This window comes from Streptomyces sp. JNUCC 64 (genome assembly GCF_054484115.1).
Map to the genome: position 1 here is coordinate 7,302,316 of NZ_CM137015.1, position 15,337 is coordinate 7,317,652.

At 75.7% G+C, this 15,337-nt stretch carries 14 protein-coding genes; 9 read left to right on the forward strand and 5 right to left on the reverse strand.

All coding sequences use genetic code 11. The annotated features are described in order from the left end of the window. Positions 1-15: 15 nt before the first annotated feature. The gene (locus ACVWNX_RS30095) at positions 16-741 is read right to left on the reverse strand and encodes a TVP38/TMEM64 family protein (protein ID WP_454411335.1); all 726 of its coding nucleotides are present in this window, start codon (positions 739-741) and stop codon (positions 16-18) included. 405 nt (positions 742-1,146) lie between these two features. On the opposite strand from ACVWNX_RS30095, the gene tuf reads away from it, so the two are divergent. Further along, positions 1,147-2,325: an elongation factor Tu gene (tuf, locus tag ACVWNX_RS30100; RefSeq protein WP_454411336.1), complete on the forward strand. Its 1,179-nt coding sequence runs from the start codon at positions 1,147-1,149 to the stop codon at positions 2,323-2,325. Positions 2,326-2,396: 71 nt separating this feature from the next. Further along, entirely contained in the window at positions 2,397-3,251 is an 855-nt protein-coding gene (locus ACVWNX_RS30105; protein WP_454411337.1) for a spermidine synthase, read from the forward strand. A 37-nt stretch (positions 3,252-3,288) separates the two neighbouring features. Here the strand turns inward: ACVWNX_RS30105 and ACVWNX_RS30110 are convergent, their stop codons facing one another. Together ACVWNX_RS30110 and ACVWNX_RS30115 are read right to left on the reverse strand one after the other, a co-directional pair. Further along, positions 3,289-4,587 carry an MFS transporter gene (locus ACVWNX_RS30110; protein WP_454411338.1) on the reverse strand — a complete coding sequence of 433 codons (1,299 nt, stop codon included), beginning with the start codon at positions 4,585-4,587 and terminating at the stop codon, positions 3,289-3,291. A 100-nt stretch (positions 4,588-4,687) separates the two neighbouring features. Beyond that, a complete protein-coding gene (locus ACVWNX_RS30115) occupies positions 4,688-5,728 on the reverse strand; it encodes a hypothetical protein (protein WP_454411339.1) in 1,041 nt (346 codons plus the stop codon). Positions 5,729-5,846: 118 nt separating this feature from the next. Here ACVWNX_RS30115 and ACVWNX_RS30120 point away from each other — a divergent pair, with 118 nt between their 5' ends. After that, positions 5,847-6,299 carry a DUF4442 domain-containing protein gene (locus tag ACVWNX_RS30120; protein WP_454411340.1) on the forward strand — a complete coding sequence of 151 codons (453 nt, stop codon included), beginning with the start codon at positions 5,847-5,849 and terminating at the stop codon, positions 6,297-6,299. Positions 6,300-6,535: 236 nt separating this feature from the next. Here ACVWNX_RS30120 and ACVWNX_RS30125 read toward each other — a convergent pair whose 3' ends face one another. After that, positions 6,536-7,099: a gamma carbonic anhydrase family protein gene (locus ACVWNX_RS30125; RefSeq protein ID WP_454411341.1), complete on the reverse strand. Its 564-nt coding sequence runs from the start codon at positions 7,097-7,099 to the stop codon at positions 6,536-6,538. Between the two features lie 161 nt (positions 7,100-7,260). Here ACVWNX_RS30125 and ACVWNX_RS30130 point away from each other — a divergent pair, with 161 nt between their 5' ends. From ACVWNX_RS30130 to ACVWNX_RS30140, 3 genes are all read left to right on the forward strand, one after another. Then, positions 7,261-8,100 (forward strand): acyltransferase, encoded by an 840-nt coding sequence (locus ACVWNX_RS30130; protein WP_454411342.1) that lies wholly within the window; start codon positions 7,261-7,263, stop codon positions 8,098-8,100. A gap of 389 nt (positions 8,101-8,489) precedes the next feature. After that, on the forward strand, positions 8,490-9,062 hold the full coding sequence (locus ACVWNX_RS30135; RefSeq protein WP_454411343.1) for an XRE family transcriptional regulator: 573 nt from the start codon (positions 8,490-8,492) through the stop codon (positions 9,060-9,062). Positions 9,063-9,090: 28 nt separating this feature from the next. Continuing rightward, positions 9,091-9,648 (forward strand): YbaK/EbsC family protein, encoded by a 558-nt coding sequence (locus ACVWNX_RS30140; protein WP_454411344.1) that lies wholly within the window; start codon positions 9,091-9,093, stop codon positions 9,646-9,648. Between the two features lie 30 nt (positions 9,649-9,678). On the opposite strand, the gene ACVWNX_RS30145 is transcribed toward ACVWNX_RS30140, so the two are convergent. Further along, positions 9,679-10,089 (reverse strand): CoA-binding protein, encoded by a 411-nt coding sequence (locus tag ACVWNX_RS30145; protein WP_454411345.1) that lies wholly within the window; start codon positions 10,087-10,089, stop codon positions 9,679-9,681. Between the two features lie 218 nt (positions 10,090-10,307). On the opposite strand from ACVWNX_RS30145, the gene ACVWNX_RS30150 reads away from it, so the two are divergent. From ACVWNX_RS30150 to ACVWNX_RS30160, 3 genes are all read left to right on the forward strand, one after another. Continuing rightward, positions 10,308-10,934, forward strand: a complete 627-nt coding sequence (locus ACVWNX_RS30150) for a YigZ family protein (RefSeq protein ID WP_454411346.1) — start codon at positions 10,308-10,310, stop codon at positions 10,932-10,934. Between the two features lie 101 nt (positions 10,935-11,035). Continuing rightward, entirely contained in the window at positions 11,036-12,199 is a 1,164-nt protein-coding gene (locus ACVWNX_RS30155; protein WP_454411347.1) for an exonuclease SbcCD subunit D, read from the forward strand. Then, positions 12,196-15,336: an AAA family ATPase gene (locus ACVWNX_RS30160; RefSeq protein WP_454411348.1), complete on the forward strand. Its 3,141-nt coding sequence runs from the start codon at positions 12,196-12,198 to the stop codon at positions 15,334-15,336. The genes ACVWNX_RS30155 and ACVWNX_RS30160 overlap by 4 nt, the downstream gene beginning before the upstream one ends. The last annotated feature ends 1 nt before the right edge of the window (position 15,337 follow it).

Below are 15,337 nucleotides of genomic sequence, written 5' to 3' on the forward strand. Positions count from 1 at the left end.
GGCCGTGGCGGGCGGTCAGCCGCCCAGACGGTGCCGCTTGCGCCAGGCGAGCAGGGCGCCGCCCAGGCCCGTCACCGCGATGAACCCGGCGGCCACCAGGAAACCGGGGGAGGTCGGGCTCTCGGCGCGGGCGCCCGCGATCACGTAGGCGGCCGTGTTCGGCACACAGCCCAGCGCGGTGGCCAGCAGGAAGGGCGTCCATCCCATCCGGGACACCGCCGCGCAGTAGTTCGCCGCCACGAACGGCACCCCGGGGAACAGCCGGACCGCCAGCATCGAGCGGAAGCCGTGCCTGCTGAGCTGGCCGTCCGCCGCCTTCAGCCAGCGCCCCCGCAGCAGCGGCCGCAGCGCGTCCTGCCCCAGCACCCGGCCCAGCCCGAACGAGACCGCCGCCCCGATGACCGTCCCCGCGACCGCGGCGGCCAGTCCGTACCGCGCGCCCAGCAGCGCGCCCGCCGCGAGGTTCAGCAGCGGCCGGGGCACGAAGACCACCGTGCAGAGTCCGTAGGCCACCGCGAAGACCACCGCGGCGGCGGCGCCCCGCAGTTCGGGCGGCCAGCCGTCGGCCAGCAGCCGCTGCGGTTCGAAGACCAGCATCCCGGCCGCCGCGACCACCAGCACCACCACCAGCAGGGACAGCCGCGCCCGGGGCGACAGCAGGACCCCGGCCCAGCGCGCGGCGGCGCTCACCGGGGGCGCCACGGGGACGGGCGCGGGACGGGGGACGGTGGTGTCCAGCATCCGGGGAGAGTAACCGACCCGTACATATGATCGCCGTAGGGTCCACGGCCGTCCGGTCCGGCGCGTGCCCTGGGCCCGCGCCCCGGGGCGGGCCCGTGTTCCGGAGCGCGGCCCGCGCCCCGGGCCGGGCGACGGGCCCGGCCGGTTAATTCGGTCGACGGCCCGGCACCCCGCCGGGGATGATCTCCCCATGTTCCGGCACGCCTTCCTCCTTGCGGCATCCGCTACCGCGGATGCCCCGAAGGCTGCCGTCACGTGCGCGTTCGTGACCGTCGGCGGCGTCCGACGCTGACCCTCCCCGGATCGTCCGGCGGACCCCGCAGGGGGAGGGTCGGAGAGTCCCAGGGGTCCCGGTCCGGAGCGCAGCTCCGGTCCCCGCTCACCTCCACGACGCGAGGAACCACCATGTCCAAGACGGCCTACGTCCGCACCAAGCCGCACCTCAACATCGGCACCATGGGACACGTCGACCACGGCAAGACCACCCTCACCGCCGCGATCACCAAGGTGCTCGCCGAGCGCGGCACCGGCACCTTCGTGCCCTTCGACCGCATCGACCGGGCGCCGGAGGAGGCCGCCCGCGGCATCACCATCAACATCGCGCACGTCGAGTACGAGACCGACACCCGCCACTACGCCCACGTGGACATGCCCGGTCACGCCGACTACGTCAAGAACATGGTCACCGGGGCCGCGCAGCTCGACGGGGCGATCCTCGTCGTCTCCGCCCTCGACGGGATCATGCCGCAGACCGCCGAGCACGTCCTGCTGGCCCGTCAGGTCGGCGTCGACCACGTCGTCGTCGCGATCAACAAGGCGGACGCGGGCGACGAGGAGCTGACCGACCTGGTGGAGCTGGAGGTCCGCGAACTGCTCACCGCCCACGGCTACGGCGGGGACAGCGTGCCCGTCGTCCGGGTCTCGGGCCTCCGGGCGCTGGAGGGCGACCCGCAGTGGACCGAGTCCATCGTGGCGCTGCTCGACGCGGTCGACACCTTCGTACCGCTGCCCGAGCGGTACCTGGACGCGCCGTTCCTGCTCTCCGTCGAGAACGTCCTCACCATCACCGGCCGGGGCACCGTGGTGACCGGCGCGGTGGAGCGCGGCACCGTACGCGTCGGCGACCGGGTGGAGCTGCTCGGCTCCGGGACGGAGGGCGCCACCACGGTCGTCACCGGGGTGGAGACCTTCGGCAAGCCCATGGACGAGGCGCAGGCCGGTGACAACGTGGCGCTGCTGCTGCGCGGCGTCGCCCGGGACGCGGTCCGCCGGGGGGACGTGGTCGCGGCGCCCGGCAGCGTGGTGCCCGCCCGGCGGTTCACCGCGCGGGTGTACGTGCTGTCGGCGGCCGAGGGCGGCCGGACCACCCCGGTCGCCACCGGGTACCGACCGCAGTTCTATCTGCGCACCGCGGACGTGGTCGGGAACGTCGACCTCGGCGACACGGCCGTGGCGCGCCCCGGCGACACGGTCGACGTCACCGTGGAGCTGGGCCGCGCGGTCCCGCTGGAGGCGGGCCTCGGCTTCGCGATCCGCGAGGGCGGCCGGACCGTCGGCGCGGGCACGGTGTCCCGGGTCGGCTGACTCCCGGGACCGCTGGTGCGGACGTCGCTTCCGTGGCGTCCGCACCACCACCGGGCGGTCACAATGGACGGGTGGACGACCCCGAGGAGCCCCTGCCCGTCATCCGAGCCGTGGACCACGGCACCGCGCGGCTGCTGCCGGACATCGACCGGCGCCGGGCCTGGCTGCTGACCGTCGACGAGGCCCCGCAGTCGTACGTCGACCTCGACGACCCCGGGCACCTGGAGTTCGAGTACGCCCGCAGGCTCGGCCACGTCGTCGACACCGCCGCCCCGGCGGGCCGTCCGCTGGACGTGGTCCACCTGGGCGGCGGCGCGCTCACCCTGCCCCGGTACACCGCCGCCACCCGGCCGGGCTCCCGGCAGCGGGTGGTGGAGGCGGACGGGGCCCTCAGCGCGCTCGTCGCGGAACACCTCCCGCTGCCCGCCGGGTCGGGCACCGAGGTGGTGCGGGCCGACGCCCGCCAGTGGCTGGAGCACGCCCCCGAGCGCTCGGCCGATCTGCTGATCGCCGACGTGTTCGGCGGGTCGCGGGTCCCGGCGCACCTCACCACCCTCGGCTACGCGCGGGCCGCGGAACGGGTGCTGCGCCCGGGCGGGCGGTACGCGGCGAACCTCGCCGACGGCGCGCCCTTCGCCTTCCTCCGCTCCCAGCTGGCGACCTTCGGCGCGGTCTTCCCGGAGCTGGCGCTGATCGCCGAGCCCCCGGTGCTGCGCGGGCGCCGGTTCGGCAACCTCGTCCTGGTCGCCTCGCACGTCCCGCTGCCGGTGGCGGAGCTGGCGCGCCGGGCCGCCGCCGACGCCTTCGCGGCGCGGGTGGAGCACGGTGCGGAGCTGCGCCGCCGGGCCGGGGACGCGGTACCGGTCCTGGACGCGGACGCGGTGGCCTCCCCCGAACCGCCGGGCGGCGCCTTCCGGGTGGGCTGAGCACCCCCCCCGCTTACGGTCCTCCGTCCGTCCCGCGTCAGCCCTTGGCGCTCTCCTGGACCGGTGCGTCCTTCCGCACCGGGACGGCTCCCGGGGACGGTTCCGGGTCCCGTCGGGCCAGCCGTCGGACGTCCGGGACGAACAGCACCGCCGCCGTCACCACCGTCACCAGCACCGCGCAGCCCCACAGCGCCGCCGACCGGCCGACCGCGTGCTCCACCGGTCCGGCCAGCGCCGTGAACACGGGCACCAGACCGACCGAGCCGAACCAGTCGTACGCGGAGACCCGGGAGAACTTCTCCTCGGGGATCTCCTGGTGCAGCGCGGTGATCCAGGCGACGCCGAACACCTCGATGGCGACCCCGCTCACGAACATCACCGCGACCAGGACGACGAGCGGGGCCGGGACCGCCAGCGCGGCGGCCGGGAGCGCCTGGACGAACACGCACAGGGTGCCCACGTACAGCAGTCGGCGCGGCTTCCAGCGGAACATGATGAACCCGCCGACGACGGTTCCGACGCCGAAGGCGCCGAGGGCGAGCCCCCAGGGGGCCGCGCCGCCCAGTTCGTCACGTGCCACCAGCGGTCCGTAGACCGCCTCCGAGACGCCGATCACCCCGACCACGATGGAGAACTGCGCCACGATCGACCACAGCCAGGGCCGTCCGACGACCTCCTGCCAGCCGTCGCGCAGATCGGCCAGCAGTCCCTCGCCCGGCTCCCGGGGCGGTATGTGCCGGACGTCGAGGAACACCCGCAGCGCACCGGCCAGCGCGAACGCGGCGGCGTCGACGGCGAGCACCCAGCCGGGGCCCATCGTGGCGACCATGGCGCCGCCGAGCGCGGCCCCGCCGATGCCCGCGCCGTGCATGGCCATCCGGTACAGGGCGAAGGCGCGGCTCGCCTGTTCGCCGGTCACCGAGGACAGCAGCATGCCCTCGGAGGCGGGGCTGAAGAACGCCTGCCCGGTGCCGCCGAGGGCCGAGAGGACCATCATCTGCCAGAGGGTGGCCTCGCCGGTGAGGACGAGGACCGCGAAGACGCCCTGGGAGACGCAGTTGAGGGTGTTGGCGGCGACCATCACCCGATGCCGTGGCAGCCGGTCCGCGACCGCCCCGCCGATCAAGAGGAACAGCACCAGCGGCACGGCGCGGGAGGCGGCCACCAGGCCCACGTCCCCGCTGTCGCCGCCCAGTTCCATCACGGCGAACGCCGAGGCGATCAGCGCGCCGTGCCCGCCGAGGTTGGTGATCACCGTGGCGGCGGTGAGGAGGACGTAGTTGCGGCCCGCCCAGGAGGGCAGCCGTGAGCGCTGGGGGGCGTTTGTGGAGGTCACCCAGGGACTATTGGCCACAAACGCCCGGAACGCCAATCCGTTTTCCCGCCCGGCGGGCGCGCCGGGCGGGTCGCGGGGGCGGTCGGCCGGACCGGGAAGGTCAGCCGGTGGGCTCCCCGTGCAGCCGGACCGTCTTGAGGATCTGGGTGATCAGCGAGTCCGGGAGCTCGTCCTTCACGCCCTTGGCGCCGTAGAGGTTCCAGGCCACGTAGTCGCCCTTGGAGTTCTTGAACCCGAAGGCGATGGACTTGCCGTCGGTGACGCACTCGCCCTTCTTGGGCGTGTTCGTGGAGTGGGCGCGGGCGATGCTGCCCTTGATGCCCGACGTGGTGGTGAAGGGGGTGCCCTTCTTGTCGAACCGCATGCTCTTGCGGTCGGGCTGGGTGTACCCGCCGAACACCCACCAGGGCGCCTGCCGGACGGCCGCGTCCTCGGCGCTGGTGGCGCCGTTGGCCCCCTTGGTGCCCACGGTGGCCAGCGCGGTGCTGCTGGTGTTGCCGTCCTTGTCGTCGTCGGACTCGCACCACTCGGGCTTGAGGTAGGCGGGCGCCGACATCACGATCAGCGGCTTCATCTCCTTGGCCCCGTCCTCCTCGAAGCCGATCGACATCCCGGGCTGGTCGACCTCCCAGTCGGCCGGAACGTCGAAGGCGATGCCCCACTTGGGGTTGTGGACCGGCTTCCAGCCCGCGATCGTCGGCTTGAGGCCGTCGTCGCCCCCGCGCGGGTTGTCGGTGGCCGACTCCTCCGGGGTGGCCTCCGCGCCGGTGGACGCCGGGGCCGAGGGGCTGGTGTCACCGCCCTTGGCGGCCGGTTCCTTGTCGTCGTCCCCGTCGCCGCCCAGGACGAGCACTCCGGTGACGCCCGCCGCGACGACGACCGCGAGCGCGGCCCCGATGGCGACCGCCCGGGTGCGGTTCTTCCCGCCGCCACCGCCGCCCGGTCCCGGGACGGCCGGTCCCACCGGGACGGTGGGCGCGCCCCAGGACTGCTGCTGACCCGGCTGCTGGGCGTACGGGTTGGGCTGTTGGTACCCGGGCTGGGCGTACGGGTTGGGCTGCTGGTACCCCGGCTGCGCGTACGGGTTGGGGTTCTGCTGCGGGTTCTGTTCGCCCCCGGGCTGCTGCTGTCCTGGCCACATGGGCAGTAACCATAGTGGCGCCCGGCAACGGACGAGTCACGGGTGTTCGACGGGTTGATGGCCGCCGGAGCGGACGGAGAGCCTGGTCAACGCGTCTACCCGTAAGTAACATCCGGGCATGAGCGCAGACCGCACGTCCGTGGGCGAGATGCTCGCCGCCACCGTCCCGATGGCCCGCACCCTCAACCTGGAGTTCCCGGAGACGGGTCCGGAGCGGGCGGTGGTGGTCCTGCCCGACCAGGACGAGTACCACAACCACCTCGGCGGACCGCACGCCGGAGCGATGTTCACCCTCGGGGAGTCGGCCAGCGGCGCGATCGTCCTCGCCGCCTTCGGCGACCAGCTCTCCCGGGCCGTCCCCCTCGCGGTCCGCGCCGAGATCGCCTACCGGAAACTGGCCATGGGGGAGGTCACCGCGACCGCCACCCTGGGACGGCCCGCCGCCGAGGTCATCGCCGAACTCGACGCGGGCGGGCGCCCGGAGTTCCCCGTCCGCGTCGCCCTCCGGCGCGCGGACGGGGACGTCACCGGGGAGATGACGGTGGTCTGGACGCTCCGGCCGCACGGCTGAGGCGGTGTGCCTGGGACCGCACGGCTGAGACCGCATGGCTGGGGCCGCACGGCTGAGGCGGTGCGACTGGGACCGCACGGCTGAGGTGATGCGGCTGAGGCGGCGCGGTCGGAGCGGGACGGTCGCGGGGGTGCGGCCGGGGGCGCGCGCCGGGGTCGTGGTGGGCCTCCCCGGTGGCCCGTTCCCGTCGTCCGGTCCGGCCGGTGCCGTCCGCCGCGCCGCCCACGGGTTCCGCGCTATCCGCACGGCTCCTGGGCGTCCCGGCGGACCCGGACCTCGTGGACGTCCCGGTGCGCCCGGGCGAGTTCCGTGTACATGGCCCCGTTGCGGACGATGCCCGCCCGCTCCTCCTCCGTCAGCGGGCGCCGCACCTTCGCGGGCACGCCCGCCACCAGCGAACCGGGCGGCACCTCCATGCCCTGCGGGACCAGGGCCTGGGCCGCCACCAGCGAACCGGCGCCGATCACCGCCCCGTTGAGCACCGTCGCCCCCATGCCGATCAGCGCGTCGTCCTCGATCACGCAGCCGTGCACCACCGCATTGTGACCGATGGTCACCCGCGCCCCGACGGTCACCGGGAAGCCGGGGTCGACGTGCACCATGCAGTTGTCCTGGACGTTGCTGCCCTCGCCGATGACGATCGGACCGCAGTCGCCGCGCAGCACGGCGCCGTACCAGACGCTCGCCCCGGCCCCCACCGTCACCTCGCCGACCACGACGGCGGTGGGTGCCAGGAAGGCGCCCGGATCGACCTCGGGTTCCTTCCCGCCCACGCCCGCGACCAGTGCCCGCTCGGTCATGACCTGTCTCCTTCCCGTCGGCGCGGTCCGCGCCGCGTCGGATGTGCGTCCACGGCACCGTAGGGCACCCGGAGCCCGGCGCGCGGAGGGTCCGCCAGGTGGGGGCGAAGATCACACGCGGGCCCGTTCCAGCCGTCGCTACCCATGAGTAGGGTGTCCGGATGTCGAAGAAGCGGAGCCCGTTCGCGGTCCTGGGCCGCGCGCCCGGACGGTGGTCGCGCCGGGCCACCCAGAGTGTGGTGCACCGGGGCTGGGAGTGGGCCCGGCGGGCGGGCGCCGTCACGGCGGAGCGGCCCGGACGGCTGAGGTTCGGGTCCCTCGGCGAAGGCACCCGGCTGGCCTTCCCCCAGGGCACCGTCTTCGGCGAACCGTGGATCCACCTGGGGGCGCACTGCGTCATCGGGGAACAGGTCACCCTGACCGCCGGTCTGCTGCCCGGGCTCGACCTCGGCCCCGGTCCGATCGTGCGGGTGGGCGACGGGGTCGTCCTCGGCCGGGGCAGCCATGTCGTCGCCCACGCCGCGATCACCATCGGCGCGGACAGCTACTTCGGCCCCTACGTGTACATCACCTCTACCAACCACTCCTACGACGACCCCGACCAGCCCATCGGCAAGCAGTGGCCGCGCGCCGAACCCGTCGAGATCGGCACCGGCTGCTGGATCGGGACGGGCGCCGTGATCCTGCCCGGGGCCCGGATCGGCCGGAACGTGGTGGTCGCGGCGGGGGCCGTGGTCCGGGGGCCGGTGCCCGACCACACCGTGGTGGCGGGGGCGCCCGCGCGGGTGGTCCGGCGCTGGACCCCCGGGGACGGCTGGCAACCGCCGCTGCGGACGCCCGCGCCCGTCCCGGTCCCGGAGGGCGCCACCCCCGAGGACCTCCTCGCGGCGGCCCGGGCGGAACCCGGGGACGCCCCAAGGGACGGGCCCGGCGGCCCGGGCGCCCGGGAGGGCTCGGGACCCGGGGCGGGCCCGGCGGCCCGGGGAACCGAGACGGACTGAGACGGGGTCCGGGGCGGCGCCGGGCCGGACTCCGGACGGCCCGCGCCCCGGACGGCCCGCGCCCCGGACGGCCCGCGCCCCGGACGGCCCGCGCCCCGGACGGCCCGCGCCCCGGACGGCCCGCGCCCCGGACGGCCCGCGCCCCGGACGGCCCGCGCCCCGGACGGCCCGCGCCCCGGACGGCCCGCGCCCCGGACGGCCCGCGCCCCGGACGGGCTCCGGTTCCGGAACGGCGTGGTCCCAAGGACGGCCGACCGGAGTCACCCGGCCGGTGCGACCGGCGGCCGGTACTGTTCCGGAGCCCCGAAGTACAGTGCGGTGCACCGCCGTGTACCCGGGCGCGCGGTGCACCGCGCCGCTGGTGCGTCAGCCAACACCTTGGACGGAACGTGTCGGACCTCGATCAGCTCACCCAGTCCCTCGCCCGCAACCTCAAGCGCTGGCGCGGGGAACGGGCCTTCACCCTGGACGCCCTCGCCGCCCGCTCGGGCGTCAGCCGGGGGATGATCATCCAGATCGAGCAGGCCCGTACCAATCCGAGCGTCGGCACCACGGTGAAGCTCGCGGACGCCCTCGGCGTCAGCATCGCCACCCTCCTCGACCAGGAGCAGGGCCCCCAGGTGCGGCTGGTCCCCGCCGACCGGGCCGTCCGCCTGTGGTCCACCGAGGCCGGGAGCCACTCCTCGCTCCTCGTCGGCACCGACCGCCCCGGGCCGCTGGAGCTGTGGGCGTGGCGGCTGATGCCCGGCGAGGGCAGTGCCTCCGACGCCCACCCGGCCGGCACCATGGAACTGCTCCGGGTCACGGCCGGGGAACTGACGCTCGTCGTGGACGGCACCGTCCACCAGGTGCCCGCCGGGACCGCCGCGACCTACGAGGCCAACGTCCCCCACACCTACCGCAACGACGGCGCCGAACCCGTCGAGATGACCATGGCGGTGGCCGTTCCGCCCGTCCGCTGACCTCCTGCCGGACTGCTAGCGTGCCGGTATGCGCGCACCCATCGGTTCCTTCGACGACGCCGCTCCCGCCCCGGACCGCCTCACCGAACTCACCGCCCCCGTCGCCGACGCCATCCGGCACTGGCGCGGCAACGTCCCCGCCGACCAACTCGTCTACGTGGACACCGATCCGCAGTGGGCGGACACCGTCACCTTCACCGAGCACTACGGGCCCGAGCTGCTCGCCTCCTCCGCCAACTGCGTCGTCGTCGCGGCCAAGCGCGGTGGCGAGACCACCCTGGCCGCCTGTGTCGTCCCGTCCGCGGCCCGGGTGGACGTCAACGGGGTCGTCCGCCGTCAACTGGGCGCCCGCAAGGCGTCGTTCGCCCCGATGGACACCGCGATCGGACTCACCGGCATGGAGTACGGCGGGATCACCCCGATCGGACTGCCCGCCGACTGGCCGCTGTTGGTGGACGCGGCCGTGGTGGAGATGCCGTACGTGCTGCTCGGCAGCGGTCGCCGCAGGGGCAAGCTGATCGCGCCCGGCAAGGCGCTCGCCGAACTGCCCGGGGCGACCGTCGTGGACGGGCTCGGCCGCGTCTGACCCGCCTGCCCCGCCTCCGTTGGAGACGGTCTAGCCCAGTCGGGGGATCTCGATCGCGGGGCACCGGTCCATCACCATCAGGAGCCCCGCCTCCCGGGTCCGCTCGTACGCCTCCTCGTCGACCACCCCCAGCTGGAACCAGACGGCCCGCGCGTCCTTGGCCACCGCCTCGTCGGCGACCTGGCCCGCCAGCGCCGCGTTGACGAACACGTCCACCACGTCCACCTCGAACGGGACGTCCGCGAGCGAGGCGTACCCCGGCTCGCCGTGGACGGTCTCCGCCTTCGGGTGCACCGGCACGACCCGTTTGCCGAACTCCTGGAGGACCCGCGCCACCCCGTACGCGGCCCGCGAGGTGTTGTTGGACAGCCCCACCACCGCCCAGGTGTCACCGGACTCGGTGAGGATCCTCCTGACCGTCTCCTGGTCCCCGTACGGCATGGTCCGCCTCCTCGTGCGTCTCCCGGTGCGATCACCGCTCCCCCGGGGAACGAAGCGGGGCCGCCGGAGATTCCCGTCACCCTCCGTGACTTTCCGGCCGCCGGGTCCGTCCGGCTCCTGGTCGCCGTGGACCGCCGACCGTCAGCCGCCGGAAAGCCCGCCGGAAAGCCCGCCGGACCCGCGCGGGCGCCCCGGCGGCCTGCGCATAGGCTGGGACGATGCAGGACGAGTACCGCACGGTCGCCCGGGAAGGCGTGCACGAGACCGAGATCAACCGGTCGCGCTTCCTGTGCGCCCTCGCGCCCGCCGCCACCGAGCGGGAGGCCCAGGACTTCATCGCCCGGATCCGCCGGGAGCACGCCGACGCCACCCACAACTGCTCCGCGTACGTCATCGGCGCCGACGCCTCCGTGCAGCGGGCCTCCGACGACGGCGAGCCCGGCGGCACCGCGGGCGTGCCCATGCTGCAGATGCTGCTGCGCCGCGACGTCCGCTACGCCGTCGCCGTCGTCACCCGCTACTACGGCGGCGTCAAGCTCGGCGCCGGAGGGCTGATCCGCGCCTACGGCGGCGCCGTCGGAGAGGCCCTTGACGTCCTCGGCACCGTCACCCGGCGGCGCTTCCGGCTCGCCACCGTCACCGTCGACCACCAGCGCGCGGGCAAGGTCCAGAACGAACTGCGCGCCACCGGCCGCGAGGTCCGCGGGGTGCGCTACGGGGAGGCCGTCACCATCGAGGTCGGCCTGCCCGACGCGGACGTCGCGACGTTCCGCGCCTGGCTCGCCGACGCCACCGCGGGCACGGCCGTCCTGGAACTCGGCGGGGAGGCGTACGGGGAGGTCTGAGCGGACCGCGTCACCGGGGGGACCGTCCACGGACCCGGGCCACGGCCCGCGTCCGCCGGACCCGCCCCCGCTGTCGTACCCTCCGGCTAACCTCGGGGATCATGAGGCTCCTGCACACTTCCGACTGGCACCTGGGCCGGGCGTTCCACCGGGTGAACCTGCTCGACGCCCAGGCCCGGTTCCTCGACCACCTCGTCGCCACCGTCCGGGAGCACGGGGTCGAGGCCGTCGTGGTGTCCGGGGACGTCTACGACCGCGCGGTCCCCCCGCTCGCCGCCGTGGAGCTGTACGACGACGCCCTGCACCGGCTCGCCGCCGAGGGCGTGCCCACGGTGATGATCTCCGGCAACCACGACTCCGCCCGCCGCCTCGGCGTCGGCGCCGGGCTCCTCGACCACGCGGGCGTCCATCTGCGCACCGACCCGTCGGCGGTCGGCACCCCGGTGCTGCTCCGCGACGCCCACGGCGAGGTCGCCTTCTACGGGCTGCCCTATCTGGAGCCCGCCCTGGTCGGGGACGCCTTCGGCATCCCGCGCCCCCGCCACGAGTCCGTACTGGCGGCGGCGATGGACCGGGTGCGCGCCGACCTCGCGGGCCGCCCCGCCACCACCCGGTCGGTGGTCCTCGCCCACGCCTTCGTCACCGGGGGCCGGCCCAGCGACAGCGAACGCGACATCACCGTCGGGGGAGTGGCCTCCGTCCCGCTCGGCGTCTTCGACGGCGTCGACTACGCGGCCCTCGGCCATCTGCACGGCTGCCAGACCCTCGGCGACCGGGTGCGGTACTCCGGCTCCCCGCTCGCCTACTCGTTCTCCGAGGCCGACCACCGCAAGAGCATGTGGCTGGTGGACCTCGACGCCACCGGGGAGGTCCGCGCCGAACGGATCGACTGCCCGGTGCCCCGGCCCCTCGCCCGGCTCCGGGGGAGCCTCGACGAGCTGCTCGCCGACCCCGGGCTCACCGTTCACGAGGACGCCTGGGTCGAGGCCACCCTCACCGACCCGGTCCGCCCCGAGGACCCCATGTCCCGGCTGGCCGCCCGGTTCCCGCACGTCCTCAGCCTGGTCTTCGCGCCCGACCGTCCGGCCGGGGACCCGGACGTCTCCTACGCGCGACGGCTGTCGGGGCGCACCGACCAGGAGATCACCGAGGACTTCGTCGCCCATGTGCGCGGCGCCGGACCCGACGACCGCGAACGGGACGTGCTGCGCGCCGCCCTGGACGCCGTCCGCGCCGACGACGTCCTGCGCGAGGTGGCCCGGTGAGGCTCCACACCCTGCGGCTGCGGGCGTTCGGCCCCTTCGGCGGCACCCAGCACGTCGATTTCGACGACCTCTCCCGCGCCGGGCTCTTCCTGCTGCACGGCCCCACGGGCGCGGGCAAGACCTCCGTCCTCGACGCGGTGTGCTACGCGCTGTACGGAACGGTCCCCGGTGCCCGCCAGAGCGCCCAGGGAACCCATCTGCGCAGCGACCACGCCGATCCCGGCACGGTCACCGAGGTCACCCTCGACCTGACGGTCGCCGGACGACGGCTGGAGGTGACCCGCAGGCCCGCCTGGGCCCGCCCCAAGAAGCGCGGCACGGGCACCACCACGGAGAAGGCGTACAGCGCCCTGCGCGCGTACGACCCCGACTCCCGGACCTGGCGGGACCTCAGCCGCTCCCACCAGGAGATCGGCGAGGAGATCGGCCAGCTGCTCGGGATGAGCCGGGAGCAGTTCTGCCAGGTCGTGCTGTTGCCGCAGGGCGACTTCGCGCGGTTCCTGCGCGCCGACGCGGAGACCCGGGGCAGACTCCTCGGCCGGCTCTTCGACACCGGCCGCTTCGCCGCCGTGGAACAGCGGCTCGCGGACCGGCGCCGGGAGGGCGAGGGCGCGGTGCGCGCCGCCGACACCGAGCTGCTCGCCCTGGCCAACCAGATGGTCACCGCCACGGGCGGCGCGGGCGAGGTGCCGCTGCCGGAGGCCGCGCCCGGTGAGCCCGGACTGGCCGGGGCCGTTCTCGGCTGGGCCGCCGTGGCCCGCACCACCGCCCGGGAACGGCTCGCCCACGCCGGGTCCGCCCTGGCCACCGCCGAGGCCGCCGAACGCGCGGCCCGGGACGCCCTGAGCGAGACGGCCGAACGCCACCGGTCGCAGGCCCGGTTCGCCCGGGCCCGGGAGCGGGCGGCGGAGCTGGCGGAACGGGCCGGGGACCACCGGGCGGACCTGCTCCGCGCGGAGCGGGCCCACAAGGCCGACCAGGTGGCACCCGCGCTGGAACTGCGGGCCGCCGCCGAGGCCCGGCACCGGGCCGCCGTCCGGGCCGACGCCGACGCCCGTGCCGCGCTCGACGGCCTCGGCGCCCGCACCACGGATTCCCCGGAGACCAGGGCCCCCGAGACCAGGGCCCCCGAGACCAGGGCCCCCGGGGCCGGGTCGACTCCGGGGGCGGCCCCCGGGCCGGGGAGCGCGACCCCCGCCCCGGACACCCGGCCCCTGTCCGGCCTCGGCGTCGGGGAACTGCGCGCGGCCGCCCGCCGCGCCACCGAGGAGCGCGGCGGTCTGGAGTCCGCCCGCCGCACCGAGCGGCGACTGGCCGAACTGGTCGCGGAGCGCGCCGCGTCCGGGCGCGAGGAACGGGCCGACCAGGAGGACGCCGAGGACGCCGCGACCTGGCTCGCCGACTGGGAGGCCCGCCGGGCGGCGCACCGCCGGGCGATCGACTCCGCGCAGCAGGCCGTCACCCGTGCCGAGGCCCTGACGGCACGGCTGGAGCCCGCCGAACGACGCCTCGACGCGGCCCACCTCCGTGACCGGCGCACCCGGGAGGCCACCACCGCCGAGCGGGCGCGGGAAACGGCCCACACCCTCGTCAACACCACCCGGCAGCACTGGCTGGACCTGCGGGAACGACGGCTGAACGGCATCGCCGCCGAACTCGCCGCCGCCCTCCGCGACGGCGAGCCCTGCACGGTCTGCGGCGGCCTCGACCACCCCGCCCCCGCCCGCCGGGCGCCGGACCACGTCGACCGGAGCGCGGAGGACACCGCCCACACCGCGTACCAGCGGGCCGAGGCCGACCACGCCGAAGCCGTTCGACGCGCCGCCCGGGTCGCCGCCGAACTCGCCGCCGCCGTCGAGGAGGCCGGGGACGACGCCGTCGACGCGCTCGCCGCCGCCGTCACCGGTCTGCGCGCGGAGCGCGACGGAGCCCAGCGGCTCGCCTCCGGACTGCACACCGCCCGGGAGGCCCTGGACCGGGCCGAGGCCGAGCACGACCGCCGTCTCGCCGTCCAGCAGGAGGCCGCCCGGCGCGCCGCGTCCCGGGCCGCCCGGCACGAGGCCCTGGAGCGGGAGGCGCTCGCCGCCGAACGGGACCTGGCCGAAGCGCGCGGGGGCGCGGCGAGCGTCGCCGACCGGGCCGCCGAACTCGCCCGCCGGGCCGAGGCCCTGCACCTCGCCGCCGAGGCCGCGCACCTCGCCGCCGAGGCCGCCCGGCAGCTGAAGGAAGCCGACGCGCGCGCGGCGGACGCCGCCTTCCGCGCCGGTTTCACCACCCCGGAGGAGGCCGCCGGGCACCGGCTGGCGCCCGGGGCGCACCGCGCGCTCCAGGACCGGATCGACGACCGGCGGCGCCGGGAAGCGGAGGTCCGCGCCGTCCTCACCGAGGAGGGGACGGCGGCGGCCGCGGCGCTGCCGCCCGCCGACCTCCCGGCCGCCGAGGATGCCGCGGACCGTGCCGGTCGACGGCTGCGGGACGCCACGGCCGCGCACGCGGCGGCCGTCCGGGACCGCGACGACCTGGACCGGCTGTCGGAGCGGATCACCGCCGCCGCCCGGGCGCTGGGCCCCCGCCGGGAGGACCACGACCGGGTCTCCCGGCTCGCTGGGCTCACGGCCGGGACGTCCAGCGCCAACGAGCGCCGGATGCGGCTGGAGTCCTATGTGCTGGCGGCCCGGCTGGAGCAGGTCGCCGCCGCCGCGACGGCCCGGCTGGCCCGGATGTCGCAGGGCCGGTACACCCTGGTGCACTCCGACGACCGCACCGGGCGCGGCCGTTCGGGCCTCGGCCTCCATGTGGTGGACGCCTGGACCGGCCGTGCCCGGGACACCTCGACCCTCTCCGGCGGCGAGACGTTCTTCGCCTCGCTGGCCCTGGCGCTGGGTCTCGCCGACGTCGTCACCGACGAGGCCGGTGGGGTGCGGCTCGACACCCTCTTCATCGACGAGGGGTTCGGCAGTCTCGACGACCAGACCCTGGACGAGGTGCTGGACGTCCTGGACTCCCTGCGGGAGCGGGACCGTTCGGTGGGCATCGTGAGTCACGTCCCCGATCTGCGCCGCCGGGTGCACGCCCAGTTGGAGGTCGTCAAGGGGCGGACGGGTTCGACCCTGCGGCAGCGGGGCGGGAGCCGATGAG